Annotated in this window: 18 protein-coding genes; 6 read left to right on the top strand and 12 right to left on the bottom strand. The window is 73.8% G+C overall.

Features of this window, described 5'->3' with window-relative positions; all coding sequences use genetic code 11:
- Positions 1 to 8: 8 nt before the first annotated feature.
- The 4 genes from V6U79_RS00325 to V6U79_RS00310 form a co-directional block, all read right to left on the bottom strand.
- Positions 9 to 1,406, bottom strand: coding sequence for a DUF4331 domain-containing protein (locus V6U79_RS00325; RefSeq protein WP_334519807.1), 1,398 nt, complete (start codon positions 1,404 to 1,406; stop codon positions 9 to 11).
- Positions 1,407 to 1,503: 97 nt separating this feature from the next.
- Positions 1,504 to 1,782, bottom strand: a complete 279-nt coding sequence (locus V6U79_RS00320; RefSeq protein ID WP_334519810.1) for a hypothetical protein — start codon at positions 1,780 to 1,782, stop codon at positions 1,504 to 1,506.
- A 127-nt stretch (positions 1,783 to 1,909) separates the two neighbouring features.
- Positions 1,910 to 4,441 carry a bifunctional FO biosynthesis protein CofGH gene (locus V6U79_RS00315; protein WP_334613033.1) on the bottom strand — a complete coding sequence of 844 codons (2,532 nt, stop codon included), beginning with the start codon at positions 4,439 to 4,441 and terminating at the stop codon, positions 1,910 to 1,912.
- Between the two features lie 320 nt (positions 4,442 to 4,761).
- Entirely contained in the window at positions 4,762 to 5,637 is an 876-nt protein-coding gene (locus V6U79_RS00310; RefSeq protein WP_334613032.1) for a hypothetical protein, read from the bottom strand.
- Positions 5,638 to 5,734: 97 nt separating this feature from the next.
- Here V6U79_RS00310 and cofD point away from each other — a divergent pair, with 97 nt between their 5' ends.
- Positions 5,735 to 6,682: a 2-phospho-L-lactate transferase gene (cofD, locus tag V6U79_RS00305; protein WP_334613031.1), complete on the top strand. Its 948-nt coding sequence runs from the start codon at positions 5,735 to 5,737 to the stop codon at positions 6,680 to 6,682.
- A complete protein-coding gene (locus V6U79_RS00300; RefSeq protein ID WP_334613030.1) occupies positions 6,679 to 7,767 on the top strand; it encodes a coenzyme F420-0:L-glutamate ligase in 1,089 nt (362 codons plus the stop codon). The genes cofD and V6U79_RS00300 overlap by 4 nt, the downstream gene beginning before the upstream one ends.
- A gap of 76 nt (positions 7,768 to 7,843) precedes the next feature.
- On the opposite strand, the gene V6U79_RS00295 is transcribed toward V6U79_RS00300, so the two are convergent.
- Together V6U79_RS00295 and V6U79_RS00290 are read right to left on the bottom strand one after the other, a co-directional pair.
- On the bottom strand, positions 7,844 to 8,848 hold the full coding sequence (locus V6U79_RS00295; protein WP_334613029.1) for an ArsR/SmtB family transcription factor: 1,005 nt from the start codon (positions 8,846 to 8,848) through the stop codon (positions 7,844 to 7,846).
- Positions 8,849 to 9,115: 267 nt separating this feature from the next.
- Positions 9,116 to 10,153: a hypothetical protein gene (locus V6U79_RS00290; protein ID WP_334613028.1), complete on the bottom strand. Its 1,038-nt coding sequence runs from the start codon at positions 10,151 to 10,153 to the stop codon at positions 9,116 to 9,118.
- Positions 10,154 to 10,216: 63 nt separating this feature from the next.
- Here V6U79_RS00290 and V6U79_RS00285 point away from each other — a divergent pair, with 63 nt between their 5' ends.
- Entirely contained in the window at positions 10,217 to 10,843 is a 627-nt protein-coding gene (locus V6U79_RS00285) for an NUDIX hydrolase (protein ID WP_442933737.1), read from the top strand.
- Between the two features lie 60 nt (positions 10,844 to 10,903).
- On the opposite strand, the gene V6U79_RS00280 is transcribed toward V6U79_RS00285, so the two are convergent.
- Together V6U79_RS00280 and V6U79_RS00275 are read right to left on the bottom strand one after the other, a co-directional pair.
- A complete protein-coding gene (locus tag V6U79_RS00280; RefSeq protein WP_334519831.1) occupies positions 10,904 to 11,995 on the bottom strand; it encodes a mannose-1-phosphate guanylyltransferase in 1,092 nt (363 codons plus the stop codon).
- Between the two features lie 65 nt (positions 11,996 to 12,060).
- On the bottom strand, positions 12,061 to 13,206 hold the full coding sequence (locus V6U79_RS00275; protein ID WP_334519834.1) for a glycosyltransferase family 4 protein: 1,146 nt from the start codon (positions 13,204 to 13,206) through the stop codon (positions 12,061 to 12,063).
- A gap of 151 nt (positions 13,207 to 13,357) precedes the next feature.
- Between V6U79_RS00275 and V6U79_RS00270 the strand changes: the two genes are divergently transcribed.
- Positions 13,358 to 14,038 (top strand): TIGR03089 family protein, encoded by a 681-nt coding sequence (locus V6U79_RS00270; protein WP_334613027.1) that lies wholly within the window; start codon positions 13,358 to 13,360, stop codon positions 14,036 to 14,038.
- Positions 14,039 to 14,150: 112 nt separating this feature from the next.
- Here V6U79_RS00270 and V6U79_RS00265 read toward each other — a convergent pair whose 3' ends face one another.
- Both V6U79_RS00265 and V6U79_RS00260 read right to left on the bottom strand, forming a co-directional pair.
- Entirely contained in the window at positions 14,151 to 16,142 is a 1,992-nt protein-coding gene (locus V6U79_RS00265) for an acetoacetate--CoA ligase (RefSeq protein WP_334613026.1), read from the bottom strand.
- 155 nt (positions 16,143 to 16,297) lie between these two features.
- Positions 16,298 to 16,816, bottom strand: a complete 519-nt coding sequence (locus tag V6U79_RS00260) for an acyl-CoA thioesterase (RefSeq protein ID WP_334519843.1) — start codon at positions 16,814 to 16,816, stop codon at positions 16,298 to 16,300.
- Between the two features lie 23 nt (positions 16,817 to 16,839).
- Between V6U79_RS00260 and V6U79_RS00255 the strand changes: the two genes are divergently transcribed.
- On the top strand, positions 16,840 to 17,499 hold the full coding sequence (locus tag V6U79_RS00255) for a hypothetical protein (protein ID WP_334519846.1): 660 nt from the start codon (positions 16,840 to 16,842) through the stop codon (positions 17,497 to 17,499).
- A 52-nt stretch (positions 17,500 to 17,551) separates the two neighbouring features.
- Here V6U79_RS00255 and V6U79_RS00250 read toward each other — a convergent pair whose 3' ends face one another.
- Together V6U79_RS00250 and V6U79_RS00245 are read right to left on the bottom strand one after the other, a co-directional pair.
- The gene (locus V6U79_RS00250) at positions 17,552 to 17,740 is read right to left on the bottom strand and encodes a hypothetical protein (protein WP_334613025.1); all 189 of its coding nucleotides are present in this window, start codon (positions 17,738 to 17,740) and stop codon (positions 17,552 to 17,554) included.
- 267 nt (positions 17,741 to 18,007) lie between these two features.
- Entirely contained in the window at positions 18,008 to 19,171 is a 1,164-nt protein-coding gene (locus tag V6U79_RS00245) for an acyl-CoA dehydrogenase family protein (RefSeq protein ID WP_334519861.1), read from the bottom strand.
- A gap of 248 nt (positions 19,172 to 19,419) precedes the next feature.
- On the opposite strand from V6U79_RS00245, the gene V6U79_RS00240 reads away from it, so the two are divergent.
- The gene (locus V6U79_RS00240) at positions 19,420 to 20,847 is read left to right on the top strand and encodes a UDP-glucose dehydrogenase family protein (RefSeq protein WP_334613024.1); all 1,428 of its coding nucleotides are present in this window, start codon (positions 19,420 to 19,422) and stop codon (positions 20,845 to 20,847) included.
- Positions 20,848 to 20,928: the final 81 nt, after the last annotated feature.

The raw sequence follows: 20,928 nt of genomic DNA, 5'->3' as shown, positions 1-20,928 counted from the left end.
CCCTCCGTTCAGGACTGCGCCGCCGGCGGATTGTTGAACCCGTCGTACGGCGTGCCCAGGAAGGGGAAGTTGCGCAGGAAGGGCGCCGTCACGTCGGCGGCGCTCAGCCCCGGGGTCACCGCGCCGGCGGCCGCGTCCGGGGTGAACGTCCGGTCCACCAGCGGGACGGTGACCCCGGCGATGGCCCGCAGTGCGATGCTCACCACGTCGTCGCCGACCCGCCGGCCGTTGGGGAAGCCGGCCAGGTCACCGCCGAGCACCCCGAACCGGTCCGGTTCGGCGCTCGGCCTGATCGCCGTGTTCAGCCGGAGCATGTCGGCCTGGATGTCCCCGGTGGCGTTGGTGAAGCCGTCGATCAGCCCGGCCGGGATGCCGGTGAGCAGGATCGCCACCAGGTCCGCCCGCGGCTTCCGCGACTTGTTCAGGGCGTCCAGGTTGGGGAAGACGTCCGGGTAGAGGGCGGGGAGCAGGGCGGCCAGCTCGGGCCGCTCGACGAACCGGGCGAACCGCTTGTCCTCCGACGGCGGCAGCGAGTTCCACAGGTCCTTCTTGGACATCGGCACGATGACCTCGTTGAAGAGCGGATTGCCGAGCCGGGACACCTGCGTCCACGGTCCGGCGGCGGTGTCCGCGGCCACCTTGTCGCCGAGCACCCGGACCTGCTGGCGGGAGGCGGAGGTCCACACGCCGATGACCGACGCGCGGTCGCCGGCGCCGTACCGGTTGGCCCTGCGGCGCACCCTGTTCAGCGGCACCTGCACCGCGATGCTGTGCACGTTCATCCGGTCCAGCGCGTTGACCGGCTCCCCCTCGGTCCGGAAGACCTTCTTGCCGGCCACGTGCAGCTGCTGGAACGGCCGCAGGGTGCCCAGGTCGAAGATGGCCCCGAGATCCACGAAGAAGCCGTCGGCGCGCTGCCCGGCGAAGACCCGCTCCCCGGTGGAGAGCGAGTACGTCGCCTGGCGCACCAGCTCGGAGTAGCTCGGAGTGGAGAGCGGCCCGACGTTGCACGGCGGGCAGGGCAGCTTGTGGGCGAGCACGTGTTCCCGGCCGTCGGCCACCCGGGTCAGCCGGTAGAACTGCCGCCGATTCCAGTTCTTGCTGTCCAACGACTCGATCGGGCCGGTGTTGTAAAGAAAACTGTTCGGATTGGTGATCTCGGTGGTGAATTCGAAGCGGTAGGTCACGTCGGGACGGCCGTCACCGTCGTTGTCGATATGGATCTCGTAGCGCACGTCGTCGCCGAACTCGAAGAAGTTCGGTCCGCCGGAGGGGAGCTGCAACGGCACGTAGTTCGCGATCAGCGTGACCGAGTCGGGCTTGTCGGGGCTGACGAAGGCGTACAGGTCGGAGCTGTCGGCGACCGGGTCCTTGGCAATCTCCGGTGCTTCGCGGTGGGAGGACATGGCGGACCAACCTTTGCGGGATCAGGACGGAGTCGGGTGAAGACGGCCGGGCGCCGGGAGCCCGCGCCGGGCCGGAGGGAAGGCGGGAGCGGCCGGCTCAGGGCCGTCCGGCGGCGCGACGCAGCCGGTCCGCCAGGCCGCGGTCGCGTACCTCGATCCGGGAGGCGCCGACGAAGACGTCCATCGTCCCGGAGGCGGCATCGCGCAGGTGGACGACGATCGGATCGTCCTTCGCGCCGGCGGACGACGTGTTCTGCGCGGCCGACAGGCCCGGCACGGTGAGGGCCGCCGCGCCGAGCGTGGCGCTCGCCGCGGCGGTCAACGTCTGCCGGCGGGTCAGTCGCGGCCAGGGCCGCTTCCGCTCTTCACTCGTCATGGGGCACCTTTCCTCCGGCGGCGCCACAGCGCCCGCGGGTGGCTCGCGAGGGGTCACCGGCGGCGGCCCTCGCCTCAACCGCCGCCGGCGTCCAGTGGTACGGCCGGCGCCCGGGAAAGGTTCGACGCTATCTCCAGGCGTGACCGTACGCGGTCGTCCGCTTGCGCGCCGGGCGTCCGGCGGCCGTCGCGATGGCCCGCAACTGCTCCTCCGAGCGGGCCGATCCGTTGCCGGAGCCCGCCATCCGGGAGATCGTCTCCTCCATCAGCGTGCCGCCCAGGTCGTTGCAGCCACCGTTGAGCATCGCCACCGTGCCCTCGTCGCCCAGCTTCACCCAGGAGCACTGGATGTTGTCGATCCGGCCGTGCAGCAGCAGCCGCGACATCGCGTGCACCACCCGGTTCTCCCGCCAGGTGGGGCCGGGCCGGGCGATGCCGGCCAGGTAGATCGGGGCGTTGGTGTGCACGAACGGCAGCGCCACGAACTCGGTGAACCCGCCGGTGCGGTCCTGCACCCCGGCGAGCACCCGGAAATGGCCGAGCCACTGGCCGGGATGGTCGACGTGGCCGTACATCATCGTGGAGCTGGACCGGATGCCCAGCTCGTGGGCGGTGCTGACCACCTCGACCCAGGCGGCGGCGGGCAGTTTGCCCTTGGTGAGCACCCAGCGCACGTCGTCGTCGAGGATCTCCGCCGCGGTGCCGGGGATGGTGTCCAGCCCGGCCTCGCGCAGCTGGGTCAGCCACTCCCGCACCGGCACGCCGGCCTTGGCGGCGGCGGTGACGATCTCCATCGGGGAGAACGCGTGCACGTGCATCCCCGGCACCCGGGCCTTGATCGCCCGGACCAGGTCGGCGTAGCCGGTCACCGGCATCTTCGGGTCGATGCCGCCCTGGAGGCAGACCTCGCTCGCGCCGGCCGCCCACGCCTCCTCGGCCCGGTCGGCGACCTGCTCCACCGAGAGCCGGTACGCGTCGGCGTCCCGCTCCCGCTGCGCGAAGGCGCAGAACCGGCAACCCACGTAGCAGACGTTGCTGAAGTTGATGTTGCGGTTGACCACGTAGGTCACGTCGTCGCCGACCACGTCCCGCCGGACGTCGTCGGCGAGCCGGCACAGCTCGTCCAGCGCCGGGCCGTCCGCGCCGAAGAGCGCCAGCGCCGCGTCGGCGTTGCCGGGCTCCAGCAGGGCGGCCGGGTCGTCGGCCGCCAACCGCAGGCCCGCCCGCAGGTCGGCGTCCGCGCCGGTCCCGGCCCCGCTCCGGGGTACGCCGACCGCCTCCGGCACGACCTTGCCGGCGACCTCCGACCAGTCGCCGTAGACGCTGTCGAAGTCGCCCCGCCGGTCGTCGGTACGGCCGGTGGTGTCGATGGTGGCGTGCAGGTCGGTCCGCCCGCCGAAGACCTCCTCCGGCTCCTGCCAGGGGCGGCCCACCGGCCGGGCGGACTCCACCGCGAGACCGGTCTCCGGGTCGGCCAGGGCGGTGACGTGCGGCAGCAGCCGCGGGTCGAGCCACGGGTCACCGGCGCGGACGTACTCCGGGTAGATCGTCAGCCGCTCGCGCAGGGTGAAGCCGGCCTTGTCGGTGTGCCGGGCCAGCTCGTCCAGCTGCGGCCAGGGACGCTCCGGGTTGACGTGGTCCGGGGTGAGTGGGGAGACCCCGCCCCAGTCGTCGATGCCGGCCCGCAGCAGCAGGTCGTACTCGCCCTCGATGAGGTTCGGCGGGGCCTGGACGCGGGCCTTCGGGCCGAGCAGCAGCCGGGTCACCGCCACGGTCGCGGCCAGGTCGTGCAGCTCCGCGTCGGGCATCCCGCGCATCGCGGTGTCCGGCTTGGCGCGGAAGTTCTGCACGATCACCTCCTGGAGGTGGCCGTACTCCCGCTGGGCCCGGCGGATCGCGAAGATGGCGTCGACCCGCTCGGCCGGGGTCTCCCCGATCCCGATCAGGATGCCGGTGGTGAACGGCACGCCGACCCGGCCGGCGTCGTCCAGCACCCGGAGCCGGACCGCCGGCTCCTTGTCGGGGGAGCCGAAGTGCGGGCCGCCCGGCTCGGACCAGAGCCGGGTGGCCGTGGTCTCCAGCATCATCCCCATGCTCGGCGCGACCGGCTTGAGCCGTTGCAGCTCCGACCAGGAGAGCACCCCCGGGTTGAGGTGCGGCAGCAGGCCGGTCTCCTCCAGCACCGCCACCGCGCAGGCGCGCAGGTAGTCCAGGGTGGAGTCGTAGCCCCGTTCGTCCAGCCACCGCCGGGCGGCCGGCCAGCGCTCCTCCGGCCGGTCGCCGAGGGTGAACAGGGCCTCCTTGCAGCCCAGCGCCGCACCCTCCCGGGCGATCCCCAGCACCTCGTCCTGCTCGAGGAAGGCCGCCGGCAGCCGGTGCGGCACGGTGGCGAAGGTGCAGTAGTGGCAGCGGTCCCGGCACAGCCGGGTGAGCGGGATGAAGACCTTCTTGGAGTACGTCACCACACCCGGCCGGCCGGCGTCGCGCAGCCCGGCGTCGCGGACCTCGCCGGCGAGGCGCAGCAGCTCGTCCAACGCGGGCCCACGGGCGGCCAGCAGCGCGCGGGCCTCGTCCACGTCGAGGGCGCGCCCGGCGGCCGCCCGGCGCAACGCGCGCTCGATGCTCGCCGTCGTCGGGCCGGGGTCGGTGCGATCAGCCATCCGCTCAGCCTATGTGTTGATCGCGGCGATCGTCCGGACAGCGGAGGGCAGGTGAGACCGGCCTCGCGCGTGCCGACACCGGGGCGGTGGCCGGGTACCGCGCCGGGCTGACGCCAGGGCCGAGCACGCAGCGTCACCGCACTGGGCAGACATGTCACCGCGAGCGTGATACCTGGGAGGCATCAGGATGCCGGTGAGGTATCACGCTCGCGGTGGAATCCGCTTCTCGTGGGCCGCTGCCCGGCCGGTGCGGGCGTCGGGGGTCGGCGTGCGCCCTTACCCGGCTCGCGCAGCAGCCCGGCCGATGCCCGTGGCGAGGGTCAGCGGGGGGAGTTCGGGTCGTCCCGGTGGAAGCGCTGGGTCCGGTCGCTGTCGTCGCCGCCGTGCGGTGCGGGAGGCGCCCCGCCCTCGCCCGGCTGGCGCGGAATGGCCTGGGTCGGGTCCGCCGACGGCGGCTGCCCGAACGGCGGGGCGGTGTTCGGCCCGGTGAACGGCGGCGCGGACTGCGGGACGGCCCCGAACGGCGGCGCCGAAGGCGGAACGGCCCCGAACGGCGGCGCGGACGGCGCGGCACCGAAGGGCGGAGCCGACTGCCCGTACTGGCCCGCGGACGGGTAGCTGCCGGCCGACGGGTAACCCCCCGCGGACGGGTAGCCGCCCGGGCCCGGCTGCGGCCAGCCGGGCTGGGGTTGGCCGTACACGCCGGGCTGGGGTGCGGGCTTCGGGACGTAATACAGGGTGCGCCAGACCCGGTACACCGCGAAGGCGGCGATCGCGAAGAGCGCCAGCCAGGCGACCCGGGCCAGCATGCCGAGGAACGCGTCCAGCAGCTCCGCCTCGGCCAGCCGGTTCACCAGCCAGACCAGCAGCGAGAGCACGCCGAAGAGGGCGCCGACCGCGTACTCGCCGACCGCGACCTGGGTGATCTGCTTCGCCCGTGGCAGCACCGGGGAGACGTGCGTGGCCAGGAGCACGGCCAGCAGCGGCAGCAGCGCGGACTCCAGGCCGATGAAGGAGAAGTAGGCGCTGCCGGCCCGCCCTGCCCCGGCACCCGGCGCGAGCAGCCGGACCAACCCGACGAAGAGCAGTACGGCGTTCGCGCCGAGCAGCACTAGCGCGGCGAGTTCCCGCAACGGTCCGGTGAGCTGGCGGGCCTTTGCCGCGTCGGTGGACGCGGGATCGGCGGGGCTGGTCACGGGCGCTCCTCAGGGCGAAACGGACAGGTGCCGACGTGAGCCTAGTCTCCCGGGGCGGCGGCGGACCGCAGGCGGCGCGTGCGCGAGGATGGACGACATGCGCATCGTGGTTCTGACCGGCGGCATCGGGGGCGCCCGGTTCCTGCTCGGCGTCCGGGCGTACGCCCGGGAGGTGGGCGCCGAGGTGACCGCCGTGGTCAACGTCGGCGACGACCTGCACCTGCACGGACTCAGGGTCTGCCCCGACCTGGACAGCGTCATGTACACCCTGGGCGGCGGCGCCGACCCGGAGCGGGGCTGGGGCCGGGTCGGCGAGAGCTGGACGGTCAAGGCGGAGCTGGCCGCGTACGGCGCCGAGCCCACCTGGTTCGGGCTCGGGGACAAGGACATCGCCACCCATCTGGTCCGCACCACCATGCTCAACGCCGGTTACCCGCTGTCGGCGGTGACCGAGGCGCTGGCCACCCGCTGGCAGCCCGGCGTACGCCTGCTCCCGGCGACCGACGACCGCCTGGAGACGCACGTGGTCGTGGACGCCGACGGCGGACAGCGGGCGATCCACTTCCAGGAGTGGTGGGTGCGCCACCGCGCGGACATCCTGACCCACCGGTTCGTCTTCGTCGGCGCGGAGACGGCCAAGCCCGCTCCGGGTGTGGCCGAGGCGGTGGCCGGGGCCGACGTGGTGCTGATCGCGCCGAGCAACCCGGTGGTGAGCGTGGCGCCGGTGCTGGCCGTGCCGGGGCTGCGCGAGGCGGTCGCCGAAGGGCCGGCCCGGGTGGTGGGGATCTCGCCGATCATCGGCGGCGCCCCGGTCCGGGGCATGGCCGACCGCTGCCTGTCGGTGCTGGGCGTCGAGTGCAGCGCCGCCGGGGTGGGCCGGCTCTACGGTGGGCGCGGCGAGGGCGGCCTGCTCGACGGCTGGCTGGTCGCGCCGGAGGACGCGGGCACCGAGGTGCCCGGGGTGACCGTCCGGTCCGCGCCGTTGCGGATGACCGACGAGGCGGCGACGACGGCGATGGTCCGCGCCGCGATGGAGCTGATGTGAGGCTGGAGATCCTGCCGGTGCCGGGCATCGGCGACGTGACCGAGGGCGACGACCTGGCGGCGCTCATCGCCACCGCCGCGCCGTGGCTGCGCGACGGCGACGTGCTGGTGGTCACCAGCAAGATCGTCTCGAAGGCTGAGGGCCGGCTGGTGGACGTGCCGGCCGACGGGCCGGAGCGGCTCGCCGCCCGGGACGAGGTGCTGACGGCGGAGACGGCGCGGGTGGTGGCCACCCGCGGCTCGACCCGGATCGTGCAGACCCACCACGGGTTCGTGATGGCCTCCGCCGGGATCGACGCCTCCAACGTCGACAAGACCCGGCTGGTGCTGCTGCCCCGCGATCCGGACGCCTCCGCCCGGGCGCTCCGCGCCGCGCTGCGCGAACGTTTCGAGCTGGACGTGGCGGTGATCATCAGCGACACCATGGGCCGGCCGTGGCGCAACGGACTCACCGACGTGGCGCTCGGAGTGGCCGGCATGTCCGCCATCCGCGACCACCGGGGCGAGATCGACCCGTACGGCAACGAGCTCGAGCTGACCCAGATGGCCGTGGTGGACGAGCTGGCCGCCGCCGGCGAGCTGATCAAGGGCAAGCGCGACCAGGTGCCGGTGGCGGTGGTCCGCGGCTACCTGCCCGCCGCCCGGGTGGACGACGGTCTCGGGGCGGCCGCGCTGATCCGCGACGCCAGCATGGACCTCTTCTCGCTGGGCACCGCCGAGGCGAAGGTGGCCGGCCTGCGCGCCGCCGCGACCCTGGCCGAACGGCCCGGTGACGGCCCGGCGGACCCGGCCGCGGTCGGCCGGGCGGTGGCCGCCGTGGCCGAGGTGGTCGCCCCCGGCACGGCCTTCACCCACGTCACCGACGACGAGGTACGCGCCGCCCTGGTGGCCGCCGTGCCCGGCTGGCCGGAGCACGCCACCGGTCTGGTCCTGGGCGCGGCGCCCACCCCGGTCGACCGGGCGGACCTGGTGCGCTTCGGCGCCGACGTGCAGCGGCTGCGGGCCGCGCTGGCCGCCGAGGGGGTCGGCTCCGCGCTGCTGCCGCCCCCGGCGGGGAGCACGGCGAGCGCCGCGCTGGCGATCTGATCCGGCCCGCCCCGGTCCCGGGTCGCCCGGCGTCCCGGCCGGGCCGGACCGGCGGGGCGGGCCGCCCCAGCGGTGCTCAGGCGTCCAGGACGGCCCGGCCGAGCGGGGTCAGCGTGTGCAGCACCCTGTTGCGGTCCCGCTGGCTGACCAGCAGACCGGCGTTGCGCAGCACCGTGGTGTGCTGGCTCGCGGCGGCCGGTGAGATGCGCAGGCGGCGGGCCACCTCGCCGGTGGTGCAGCCCTCGTCGGTGGCTTCCAGCACCGCCGCCCGGGTCCGGCCGATCAGCGCGGCGAGCGCCTCCCGCCCGGCCCCGTCGCGGGCCGGGGCGACGCCCCCGCCGGACGCCGGCGCCAGGCCGCCCAGCCGGTCCACCGGATACACCAGCACCGGGGGCAGCGCCGGGTCGACCAGCGCGACCGGGGTGCTCGCGCAGAAGAACGACGGCACCAGCAGCAGCCCCCGGCCGTCCAGGTGCAGTTCCCTGCTGTACGGGTAGTCGCGCACCTCCAGCACGCCCGAATCCCACCGCATCGCCGGACGCAGGCTGGCCAGCAGGCCCTCCACGCCCCCGTCGAGCAGGGCCCGCGCCCGGCGGGTGCGGTCGGCCTCCACGGCGGCCTCGATCCGTGCCCAGTACGGTTCGAGCGCCACCGACCGGTACTGCGACATCGAGTCGGTCAGCTGCCGCAGCACCTCCGGCTCGCCGCGGGCCAGCCCGGCCGCCCCCGAGGGCAGGGCGTGCTCCCCGGCCAGCAGGGTCAGGTCCCGGTGCAGCCGCTCGGCCGGGGTGGAGCGGACCGCCTCCAGGCCGGCGTCGAAGCCCTGCACGCTGTCGTACGGGGTGAGGAAGTCGGGGAAGTAGCCGCGGGGCGGGTTGAGGGCGAAGAGCAGCCGCAGCTGGGCGGAGCCGGCGTCGCGGCGCAGCTCGCCGGCGACCCCCCGACGCCAGTGCGCCATCAGCGGGTCGCGGCTGCGTCCCTGGAGCAGGTGCAGGCTGAGGACCAGCTCCCAGACCGGGTCCGCCCCGGGGGCCACCCGGGTCCGGAGGATGTCCTCCCGGGAGAAGTGAATGGTCAGCATGGCGACGCTCCTGTGACGGGCAGAGGGGATGCCCACCGACCGTTCGCACTGTACCCGGCCGGCACTTACCTCCACTTTTAAGCGTGGGATGAAAAGCCTCGACGCCCGTGGCGCCGGTTGGCATGCTGCAACTGCCCGGACGTGGTGGCGGGTCTCCTGCCGGTCACGCCACGGGTGCCCCGGATACCGGGGCGGCGCCGGGGCGACCGGGCGGCACCACGAGGGTCTGCGGCTTCACCTCCGCAGAGGTGCCGTCCGGTCGCCCCGTCAGCCGATCCAGAGCGCGACCCGGTGGTCCTCGTCCGTGACGTAGTAGTACCGCCCGTCCAGCTCGGCCAGCCCCTCCACGTGGTGGAACGGGGCCAGTTCCGCCACCACCTCGCCGGCGATCCGCTGGTCGTCGGTCGGCGCCCAGCCGAACCGTACGTGCCGGGAGGTGACGTCGCCGCCCGTCGGGTGGTCGTCGAGGAGCACGGACCCCTTGCCGAGGGCGTCGATCGAGCCGGTCACCGCCGCGTACCCGCCGTCGGACGTGGGGGTGACCGCGCGGAAGCCGGTCAGCGCGCCCGGCGGGGTCACCCCGGTCAGGGCGTGCGCCCGGCCGGCGCGGGGCCAGCCACCGCCCGCGGTGAACATCTCCGGCACGCCGGCCAGCTCGACCAGGATCGGGTCGCCGTCGGTGGTCACCGGGAAGCGCAACCCCAGCAGCGCCGTGCCCGCCGGGGTGAAGGCGGCCGCCTCCACGTTCAACGGCAGGTCGTCCTCGGAGAGCCGGCTCACCCAGCTCTTCGCCCGGTCGGTGCCCCGGGCCAGCGTCTCGACGATGAACCGGCGGCGCACCCGGTCGCCGGGCGGCAGCGCGGAGAACGGCGCCTTGAGGAGGGCGTCGTTGACCGCCCGGTGCACCCGGAACCGGTTGCGCACCACCTGCACGGGCAGGGTGTCCGCCGCCGCGTCGTCCTCCCGGAACCGGGCCACGAAGGCCCGCCGGGGGCGCAGCGGACCGGCCTTGGACCCGAAGTGCGAGCCGAAGACGTACACCCAGCCGTCGTGGTGGGCGAGCGCCTCACCGTCCTCGGTCCGGCCGTTCTCCGCCCCGGCGTCGGCGGGCACGTGGTGGGCGACCCAGTCGCCGTCCGCGCGCTCCAGCAGCAGCGCCAGGCAGCGCTCCACCGGGCCCTCGTCCAGCACCGTCCAGAAACCGCGCCGGGCGCCGTACCGGCGCAGCAACGCCGGGGAACGCACCGGCAGCAGGTCGCTGGCCTCGTTGCCGGCGACCACGAACTCGACGAGTCGCAGCGTCACCGCGTCAGCGTAGTGACCCCCCGCCCGTACAGTTGCGGCGTGTTGAACGGACGGAAGGGATCCCTGTCGACGCCCGGCGTCGTACCGGGGCAGGTCGACAGCCCACCCGCGCGACCGGCGGGGGCCGCCGAGGTCGCCGCGCTGCACGCCGACGCGCTCGCGGTGCTGCGCGGTTGGACGGCGACCGGCCCGGCCGCCGCGCAGGCGCGCGACCGCACGGTCGAGCTGCTGGCCGCCGGTCCGGTGGCAGTGGAGCGGACGCACCGGCCGGGGCACGTCACCGCCAGCGCGCTGGTGCTCGACGCCACCGGCACCCGGGTGCTGCTCTGCCTGCACGGCAAGTTCCGCAAGTGGGTGCAGCTGGGCGGGCACTGCGAGCCGACCGACCGGACGCTGGCCGGCGCCGCGCTGCGGGAGGCCACCGAGGAGTCCGGCATCGCCGGTCTGGTCGTCGACCCCGTGCCGATCGACGTGGACATCCACCCGGTGGCCTGCCAGGGCGGCTCGCTGCACCACGACGTGCGGTTCGCGGTCTTCGCCCCGGCCGGCGCGCGGGAACAGGTCAGCGACGAGTCGGAGGCGTTGGGCTGGTTCCCGCCGGACCGGCTGCCCGAGCCGCTGGCCGGTGGCACCGCCCAACTGGTCGCGCCGGGGCTGGCCGCCCTGCGCCGCCGGTCTGCGGCCGGCTGACCGGGCCACCCCGGTCACCGCCGCGCAGCGGCCGGCTGGCCGGCCACCGCCGCGCAGCGGTCAGACCAGGCCCTCCTCGCCGCGCGCCTTGAGCTGGTCGACCAGGGTCTTGACGTCCTGCGCCCGGTCGCGGGGGCAGACCAGCACCGCGTCCGGGGTGTCCACCACGATCAGGTCCCGTACGCCGAGGACGGCGACCAGGCGGCCGGACTGCGGCACCACCACCAGCCCGCTGGTGTCGTGCAGCAGCACCCCCGGCTTGGCGTCGGTGCCGAGCACCACGTTGCCGTCCGGGTCGGCGGGGAGGACCTCGCCGAGGGTGTGGAAGTCCCCCACGTCGTTCCAGCCGAAGTCGCCGGGCACGGTGGCGACCCGGCCGGCGGTCGCCGCGCCCTCCATCACCGCGTAGTCGACGGAGATCTTCTGAAGGGTGGGCCAGATCGCGCCGAGGATCTCGTCCTGCTCGGGGGTGCCCCAGGCGGCGGCGATGGCGGTGACCCCGGCGTGCAGCGCCGGCTGCTGCCGGGCCAGCTCGGCGAGGAAGACGTCGACCCGCCAGACGAACATGCTGGCGTTCCAGAGGTGCCGACCCGACCGCAGGTACGCCTCGGCCACCGGCGCGGCCGGCTTCTCCTTGAACTCGGTGACCGGGCGCAGCGGCCCCTCGCCGGTCGGCTCGCCGGTCTCCAGGTAGCCGTACCCGGTCTCGGCGCGGGTCGGGGTGATCCCGACCGTCATCAGCAGGCCCTGCTCGGCGCCGCGCACCGCCGCGCGCACCGTCTCCACCCAGGAATCGGGGTCCCCGATCAGGTGGTCGGCGGCGAACGAACCCATCACCGCCTCCGGGTCGCGCAGCGCGATCACGGCCGCGGCCAGGGCGATCGCCGCGCAGGAGTCCCGGGGCGAGGGCTCCACCAGGATGTTCTCCTCGGGCAGCCCGGTGAGCTGCCGGGCCACCGCAGCCGCGTGCGCGGCCCCGGTCACCACGAGGGTGCGCTCCGGTGTGGTCAGCGGCGCCAACCGGTCGACGGTCGCCTGGAGCAGCGAGGCGCTGGTCCCGGTGAGCGGGTGGAGGAACTTGGGATGCCCCGCACGGGACAGCGGCCACAACCTCGTGCCACTGCCACCCGCCGGGATCACGGCGTAGAGCATCAGCACATCATGCCCGACCCGTTCCAGCTCGGACGACAGGTCGGCCCCCCCGGTCGGCTCGCGCCTCAGGAACGGGCCCGGGTCCACGCCGCGATGTGCACCTCGGCGCTGGACTCCCAGGTGAACTCCTTGGCCCGGTCGAAGCCGGCCTTCGCCAGCGACAACCGGCGCTGCTCGTCGTCGAGCAGAGCGGCCAGGTCGGTGGCGATCTGGTCCGGGTCCTCGCTGGTGTAGGCGACCGCGTCACCGCCCACCTCGGGCAGCGACAGCCGCGGCGTGGTCAGCACCGGAGCGGCACAGGCCATCGCCTCCAGGATGGGCAGTCCGAAACCCTCGCCGTACGACGGGTAGGCCGCGACGAGCGCCCCACCGAGGAAGCCGGGCAGGTCGGCGTAGCGCAGGTAGCCGGGGCGCAGCAGCCGCAGGTGCGACGGGACCTCGGCCACCGCGCGGTCGATGTCGTCGTCGTGGCCCTGGCCACCGGCGATCACCAGGGCCGGCGGGTCGGTCCGGTCACCCACCGCGCGGGCCCAGCCGCGGATCAGGTTGGGTACGTTCTTGCGCGGCTCCTTCGCCCCGAGGAAGGCGATGTAGCTGCTGGTCCCCAGCCCCAGGCGGGCCCGGACCCGGGCCTTCTCCTCCTCGCCGGGCGCGTGGAAGGCTCCTTGGTCGACCCCGTGGTACGCCACGTCGATGCGGGTGGGGTCGGCGTCGAGCAGCCGGATCAGCTCGTCCCGGGTGGCCTTGCTCGGCACGATCACCCGGTTGGCGCGGCGCAGCGACGTCTTGATCGCACTGCGGAAAAAGGTGCGCCGGGACTTGTCGTAGTGCTCCGGCTCGGTGAAGAAGGTCGCGTCGTGCACGGTCACCGTGACCGGGCAGCCGGCGCGCAGCGGGCAGGTGTAGAAGGGCGAGTGCAGCACCTCCGCGCCGACCTGCTGGGCGAGCAGCGGCAGGCCGGTCTGCTCCCAGGCGAGCCGGGCGGGGCGGTGCGCGACGGCGGCCGGGGCGGGGATCACCTCGGCGCCCGGCAGCATCCGGGTGTAGCGCTCCAGGTCGGTCCGGAGGCTGACCACGACCAGGTCGACCCCCTGACCGCACACTGCGCCGAGGGCGCCGAGCAGACCGTCGACGTAGCGACCGACGCCGCCACGGTCGGCGGGGACACTCGTGGCGTCGATGAGCACGCGGGGCGGGCGACCGGCGGTCACGGGGCAACTCCTTGAACTGGCGGGTCTGTGGGCAACAACACTCCGGGCAAGCCTACGCCGGAGCCCGGTCGTGACGCTGACTGCGACCCGACGGTACGCCGACTTGTCATCGTCATCGAGTACGGGTCGCAGCGGCGTATCGTTCGCCCCGATGGCCGACAACATTGCCCGGGTCTTCGCCGACGCGATCGCGACCGACCCGACCCGCCCCCTGCTGACCTGGTACGACGACGCCACCGGCGAGCGCACCGAACTTTCCGGCGCGACGCTGGCGAACTGGGTGGCCAAGACGGCCAACCTCCTCGTCGACGAGCTGGCCCTCTCCCCCGGCGACGCGGCCGGCGTGTCGCTCCCGCCGCACTGGCAGACCGCCGGGGTGCTGCTGGGCTGCTGGTCGGCCGGGCTGACGGTGACCGACGTCCCGGGGGACGTGGACGTGCTCTTCGCCGCCGCCGCGCGGGTGGCCGAGGCGGACGCCTGGTCGGCCGGCGAGCGGTACGTGCTGGCGCTGGACCCGTTCGCCCTGCCGATGCGGCAGGTGCCGGCCGGCTTCGCCGACTACGTGTCGGAGGTCCGCGCCCACGGCGACCACTTCACCCCGTACGCCTCGGGCGGCGAGGAGCTGGTGGCGCGGGCGTGGCGACGCGCGGACGAGTTCGGCATCGCTCCCGGCGACCGCGTCCTGGTCGACGTGGCGCGCCACCCCGACCCGATCGACTGGCTGCTCGCCCCGCTGACCGCCGGCGCGACCATCGTCCTCTGCGCCAACATCGACCCCGCCCGCCTGACCGCCAGAGCCGCCACCGAAAAGGCCACCCACACCCTGACCTGACCCCCTCCCCCACGGATCGATCATGTAGTTGTGGTGGGCGGGTCGGACGGGTTGGTCCCTTTTGTCAGGCACCACAACTGCATGACCGACGCAGGCCGGGGGCGACGGCGGGTCAGGCGGGGGTGGGGGTGTCCTGGTCGGTGGCGCGGCGCTGGGCGAAGGCGGCGAAGGCGGTCAGGGAGTCGGGGTTGGCCAGGGCGCCCTTGGCGGCGGCGCGGTCCACCGGGGTGCCGGTGAGGATCTTCTTGACCGGGACCTCCAGCTTCTTCGCCGACAGGGTGCGGGGGACGGCTCTGACCTGGTGGATCTCGTCGGGGACGTGCCGCGGCGACAGCGCGGTACGCAGCTCGCGGCTGATCTTCTTCCGCAGCGCGTCGTCCAGCTCCCGGCCCTCGGCGAGCACCACGAAGAGCAGCAGCTCCCCGGCGCCGCCCTCGTCGTCCTCCAGGTGCACCACCACCGAGTCGACGACCTCGTCCAGCCCCTCCACCACCGAGTAGAACTCGGCGGTGCCCAGCCGCACCCCGCCCCGGTTCAGGGTGGCGTCCGACCGGCCGGTGATCACGCAGCCGCCCCGGGAGTTGATGGTGATCCAGTCACCGTGCCGCCAGACGCCCGGGTAGACCTCGAAGTACGCCTCCCGGTAGCGGCGGCCGTCCGGGTCGTTCCAGAAGCCCACCGGCATGCTCGGCATCGGCGCGGTGATGACCAGCTCGCCCAGCTCGCCGATGACCGGGGAGCCGTCGGCCGACCGGGCCTCCACCTTCGCCCCGAGCGCCCGGCAGGTGATCTCCCCAGCGTGCACCGGCAGTAGCGGCACCCCGCCCACGAAACCGGTGCAGACGTCCGTGCCGCCGGAGAGCGACTGGAGCTGGAGGCCGTCGCCGACCGTCTCGTACACCCAGGCGAAGCCCTCGGCGGGCAGCGGGGCGCCGGTCGAGCCGACCCCGCGCAGCGCGGAGAGGTCGGCGATCTCCCTCGGCACCAGGCCCGCCTTGCGGCAGGCCAGCAGGAACGGCGCCGAGGTGCCGAAGTACGTGGTGCCGGTCTCCTCGGCCAGCCGCCAGAGCGCGCCCAGGTCCGGGTGGCCGGGGTTGCCGTCGAAGAGCACGATCGTCGCGCCCACCGCCGGCCCGGAGACCAGGAAGTTCCACATCATCCAGCCGGTGGTGGTGAACCAGAAGAACCGGTCGGTCGGGCCCAGGTCGTGGTGCAGGGCCAGCATCTTCAGGTGCTCCAGCAGGATGCCCCCGTGCCCGTGCACGATCGGCTTGGGCAGCCCGGTGGTGCCGGAGGAGTAGAGCACGTAGAGCGGGTGGTCGAACGGGACCGGGGCGAAGGTCAACGGCTCGTCGGTCGCCGCGGCCAGCTCGTCCCAGGCCAGCGCGCCCGCCGGTGGGGCGCCGGCCGGGTCGAGGTACGCGATGCCGACGGTGTGCGTCAGCGAGGGCAGGGCGGCCCGGATGGCGGCCACCTCGGCCCGCCGGTCCACCGGCTTGTCGCCGTACCGGTAGCCGTCGACGGCGACCAGGACCTTGGGCTCGATCTGCTGCCAGCGGTCGGTCACGCTGCGGGTACCGAACTCCGGCGCGCAGGACGAGAAGATCGCGCCGAGGCTGCTCGTGGCGAGCAGCAGCACGTACGTCTCGGGGATGTTCGGGGCGTACGCCGCCACCCGGTCCCCGGCGGTCACGCCGAGCCGGCGCAGCCCGGCCGCCACCCGGCGGACCTGCTCGCGCAGCTGCGCGGCGGTCAGGGTGACCGGCGGGCGGGTCTGGCCGTGCGCGACCACCACCGGGTCGTCGTCGGCCCGGCCGGGCATCCGCAGCACGTTCTCGGCGTAGTTGAGGGTGGCGTCGGGGAACCAGCGGGCGCCGGGCATCGCCGGGTCGTCCAGGGTCGCCGTCGGCGGGGTGTGCGCGACCACCTCGAAGTGGTCCCAGATCGACCGCCAGAACGCGTCCAGGTCGGTGACCGACCAGCGCCACAGCGCGTCGTAGTCGGTGAAGTCCAGCCCCCGGTGCTCCCGCAGCCAGCGCAGGTAGCTCCCGATCCGGGACCGCTCGCGTACGTCCGCCGGCGGCGTCCACAGCACGTCACCCACTGCTCCACCCCTCCCTGAGGCCCGCACGACACTGTGCATGGGCCGTGGCGCCATCTTGCCCTACCTCGAAGCGCCATTCTCCGCACCGGCCGCCGGTGACGGGGCGTGGCCGGCCCACACGCCCGACCCGTCGGCTGTGTGGGCCGGCGTACATCTCAGCCGGCGCGGTGGGCCTGGATCGCGCGACGCCGGGCGAGCCGGTGCGCCCGGCGGATCTCCGCCTCGCGGAACCGGCGCTCGTCGTCCGGGGTCTCCGGCAGCACCGGCCGGACCGGGCGGGGCGCCCCGCCCAGGTCGACGGAGACGAAGACCAGGTACGCGGTGGCCACCCGGACCGGCTCCTCCTCGGCGGAGTCCCAGCGCTCGGCGACCACCCGCACCCCGATCTCCATCGAGGTGTGTCCGGTCCAGTTCACCTGCGCGTGCGCGTGCACCAGGTCACCGACCCGCACCGGCTCGGAGAACACGATCTCGTCGATCGACGCGGTGACCGCCGTGCCACCGCTGTGCCGGGCCGCGGCCGCTCCGGCCACGTCGTCGACGAACTTCATCAGCACCCCGCCGTGCACGGTCCCGTACAGGTTGACATCGACGGCGGTCATGATGCGGCTCAGCGTGACCCGGGAGTACGAGGTCGGCTTGCCCGGCAGTGCGGTGGAGGGGTGCTCGGTCATGACGGAAACGGTACGGTGCGCGGATGCGACATCTCTGGAGCTTCCTCGCCGGGTTGGTGGTGGCGCCGATCACCTGGGTGCTGGTCACCCTCGGGCAGGACGGGTCGGGCCGGACCGTGAACCGCTGGGTGGAGATCGGCACGTACAGCACGCCCAACCTGATCGAGCCGGCCGTCTACCTCGGCGTCGCCGGCATCCTGCTCGGCCTGCTCGGCACGCTGCGCATCTCCCCGCTCGGCCCCCTCGTCGCGGGGCTGCTGCTGATCACCCCGTACGTCGGGATGTTCATCGCCCCGTTCACCGTGCTCGACCGGATCCCGAACGGGTGGAAGGTGCTCGGGGACCCGCTGCCGCTGCGTGAGCCGGTGCAGGACGGCACCCTGTTCCTGATCGGCCTGCTGCTGCTGATGGCGGTCTTCAGCGTGCAACGGTGGCGGCCCTGGCCGGCACCCGCGACGACCGGGGCGGAGCTGACCCCGGCCGACGACACCACGCAGGAGAACAGCTTCACCCTCGGTGACTGGCCGCCGGCCGGCGGGCGGAGCGAGCAGGACACCGCTCCGCTCAGCCTCGGCTATCCGGAGCCCGCCACCGAGCCGCTGCCCCGCCGCACCGAGTCGGAGTCGCCGTGGTCGGCGCCGCCGCGCTACGGGGCCAAGCCGGAGAGCACCGAGAACCGTTGACGGTCGCGGGCGGGCCGGGAGACCGGCCCGCCCGCCCTATCCGTACGCCAGGTCAGCCCCTGGCCGCGGCGACCAACTCCGACGCGACCTCCCACAGCCGCTCGGCGTTGCCGGGGTCGATGGCGTACGGTGCGACACCGGCCCACTCAGCCGTACGCTCGGTGACGACCGCAGCCTCGGCGCAGTCCTCGAAGTAGCGGCCGCCCACGCCCTCTAGAAGTGGGGACGCGGCGAGCAGCACGGAGGTGGGCGGCAGCCTGCTGCGGGGTCTTGTGCTTCCCCCGGGGGCTGCGCAGACCGCCGGTGCCTCGAGACGCCGGCGCCACGACCCGCAGATCAGCGCATTGCCGCAGGTACCTGGTCGCCGAGAATCAGGCTCGTCCGAGCCCACGGTGACCGATCCGCGTGACCGCCAAGCCGCCGTCAACCGCCGAGTGGGCGCACAGCCACGGAATGGCCGGGCCGACCGGCCCGGCCACATCCGCGACGAACTGAGAAACAGCCCCGATCAACCCTTCAGGAGCTGACGGGCCATGACGATCCGCTGCACCTGGTTCGTGCCCTCGTAGATCTGGGTGATCTTGGCGTCCCGCATCATCCGCTCGACCGGGTAGTCGCGGGTGTAGCCGTAGCCCCCGAGCAGCTGCACCGCGTCGGTGGTGATCTCCATGGCGGCGTCCGAGGCGAAGCACTTGGCCGCCGCCCCGAAGTAGGTCAAGTCGGCGTCGCCGCGCTCGGACCGGCCGGCGGCGGCGTAGGTCAGCTGCCGGGCCGCCTCCAGCTTCATGCCCATGTCGGCGAGCATGAACTGGATGCCCTGGAACTCCGCGATCGCCTTGCCGAACTGCTTGCGCTCGGCCGCGTACCCCTTGGCGTAGTCGAGCGCGCCCTGCGCGATGCCGACGGCCTGCGCGGCGATGGTGACCCGGGTGTGGTCCAGGGTCTTCATCGCGGTGGCGAAGCCGGTGCCCTCGGCGCCGATCATCCGGTCCGCCGGGATCCGGACGTTGTCCAGGTAGACCTCGCGGGTCGGGGAGCCCTTGATGCCGAGCTTCTTCTCCGGGGCGCCGAAGCTGACCCCGGCGTCGCCCTTCTCCACCACGAAGGCGGAGATGCCGCGCGAGCGCGCTGTGGGGTCGGTCACAGCGAAGACGGTGTAGTACTCCGAGACGCCCGCGTTGGTGATCCAGCGCTTGACGCCGTTGAGCACCCAGTGGTCGCCGTCCCGGACCGCCCTGGTGGTCATCGACGCGGCGTCGCTGCCGGCCTCCGGCTCGGAGAGGCAGTAGGAGAACATCGCGTCACCGGCGGCGACCCGGCTCAGGTACTTCCGCTTGAGCTCCTCGGAGCCGGCCAGGATCAGCGGCATGGTGCCGAGCTTGTTGACCGCCGGGATCAGTGAGGACGAGGCGCACGCCCGCGCCACCTCCTCGATCACGATGGCCGTGGCCAGCGCGTCCGCGCCCGCGCCGCCGTACTCGACGGGAATGTGCGGTGCGTGGAAGTCCGCGGCCCGCAGGGCGTCGTACGACGCCTTGGGGAACTCGCCGGTCTCGTCCGCCTCGGCGGCGTTGGGGGCCACCTTCGCGGCACAGACCTCACGGACCGCCTCGCGGATCGCCTCGTGTTCCTCAGGCAACCGGTAGACGTCGAACGACTGCTCTGCGGCCATGTCGGCCCTCCCCTTCCACCGCTATCATGCGCAGTCTGTGGCGCCCGGAGGCCGCCGACTGCCGCAGACTTGAGGATAGCGACCACGGTCAGAGCGGACCCTACCGGCGGGTAGGCTCGCGCCCGACAGCCGCCGACCCGGCACAACTACCCTCACACCAGACGACGAAGTTCCCTCGGTGCCCGGCCATGGCGCCCCAGCGATTGCGACGCAACGAAGCGACGCCAGTGCGAGCGGAGAAGACAGGCGTGACGATCCCGTACCCGAACATCCAGCCGGTGCCGGCCATCACCCCGGTGACGCCCCCGTCGGGTGCGCCCCGCCCCCGGGTGACCTTCCTGGGCACCGGTTACCTCGGCGCGACCTACGCCATCTGCTACGCCGAGCTGGGCTACGAGGTTCTCGGGTTCGACGTCGACGTCGAAAAGATCGCCAAGCTCAACGCCGGCGAGGTGCCGATCCACGAGCCCGGCCTCGACGAGCTGCTCAAGCGCAACCTGGCCGCCGGCCGGCTGCGGTTCAGCACCGACATCGCCGAGACCGCCGAGTTCGGCGACGTGCACTTCATCTGCGTGGGCACCCCGCAGCGCGCCGACGGCATGGGCGCCGACCTGTCGTACGTCGAGGCGTCGGTGACCGCCCTGGCCCAGCAGCTGACCCGCAAGGCGCTGATCGTCGGCAAGTCCACCGTCCCGGTCGGCACCGCCGAGTGGGTGGAGCAGCTGGTCGGCAAGCACACCCCGGCCGACCTGGGCGTCGAGGTGGCCTGGAGCCCGGAGTTCCTCCAGGAGGGCTTCGCCGTCGACGACGTGCTGCGCCCCAACCGGATCGTGGTGGGCGTCAAGAGCGAGTGGGCCAACGGCATGCTCTACGCCGCCCACAAGGGCGTCTTCGACCTGGCCGCCACCGAGGACCGCGAGGTCCCGCTGGTGGTCACCGACTTCGCCACCGCCGAGCTGGTCAAGGTCGCCGCGAACGCCTTCCTGGCCACCAAGATCTCGTTCATCAACGCGATGGCCGAGGTCTGCGAGGTCGCCGGCGGCGACGTCACCCAGCTGGCCCGGGCCATCGGGTACGACCCGCGCATCGGCAACCGGTTCCTCCAGGCCGGTCTCGGCTTCGGCGGCGCCTGCCTGCCCAAGGACATCCGCGCCTTCCAGGCGCGCGCGCAGGAGCTGGGCGCCGGTGAGGCGCTGCGCTTCCTGCACGAGGTCGACCTGATCAACCTGCGCCGCCGTACCCGGGTCCTCCAGCTCGCCGCCGACCTGCTCGGCCGCCGCTCCGGCCCGGCCGGCCCGGACTTCTCCGGCACCCGGATCGCCGTGCTGGGCGCCACCTTCAAGCCCAACACCGACGACGTCCGCGACGCCCCGGCGCTCGCCGTCGCCGCGCTGCTGGCCAAGGCCGGTGCCGACGTGCGGGTGTACGACCCGCAGGGCACCGAGAACGCCCGCCGGGTGGCCCCCGAGCTGACCTACGAGGCCAGCATGAACGACGCGGTGACCGGCGCCGACCTGGTCTGCGTGCTCACCGAGTGGGCCGACTTCCGCAACGCCGACCCGATCGCCCTCGGCGAGCTGGCCGCCGGCCGCAAGGTGGTCGACGGGCGCAACTGCCTCGACTCGGCACTGTGGACGCAGGCCGGCTGGGAGTACCGGGGCATGGGCCGCCCCTGACGACGACGCGCTGCGGCGCCGGCCGGGAAGCACCGCTTCCCGGCCGGCGCTTTTTTGTTGCCCCGACGGAGCGCCAGGTGT

This window comes from Micromonospora psammae, from assembly GCF_036902725.1.
Lineage (GTDB): Bacteria > Actinomycetota > Actinomycetes > Mycobacteriales > Micromonosporaceae > Micromonospora.
This window is presented reverse-complemented; position numbering and strand designations above follow the sequence as displayed.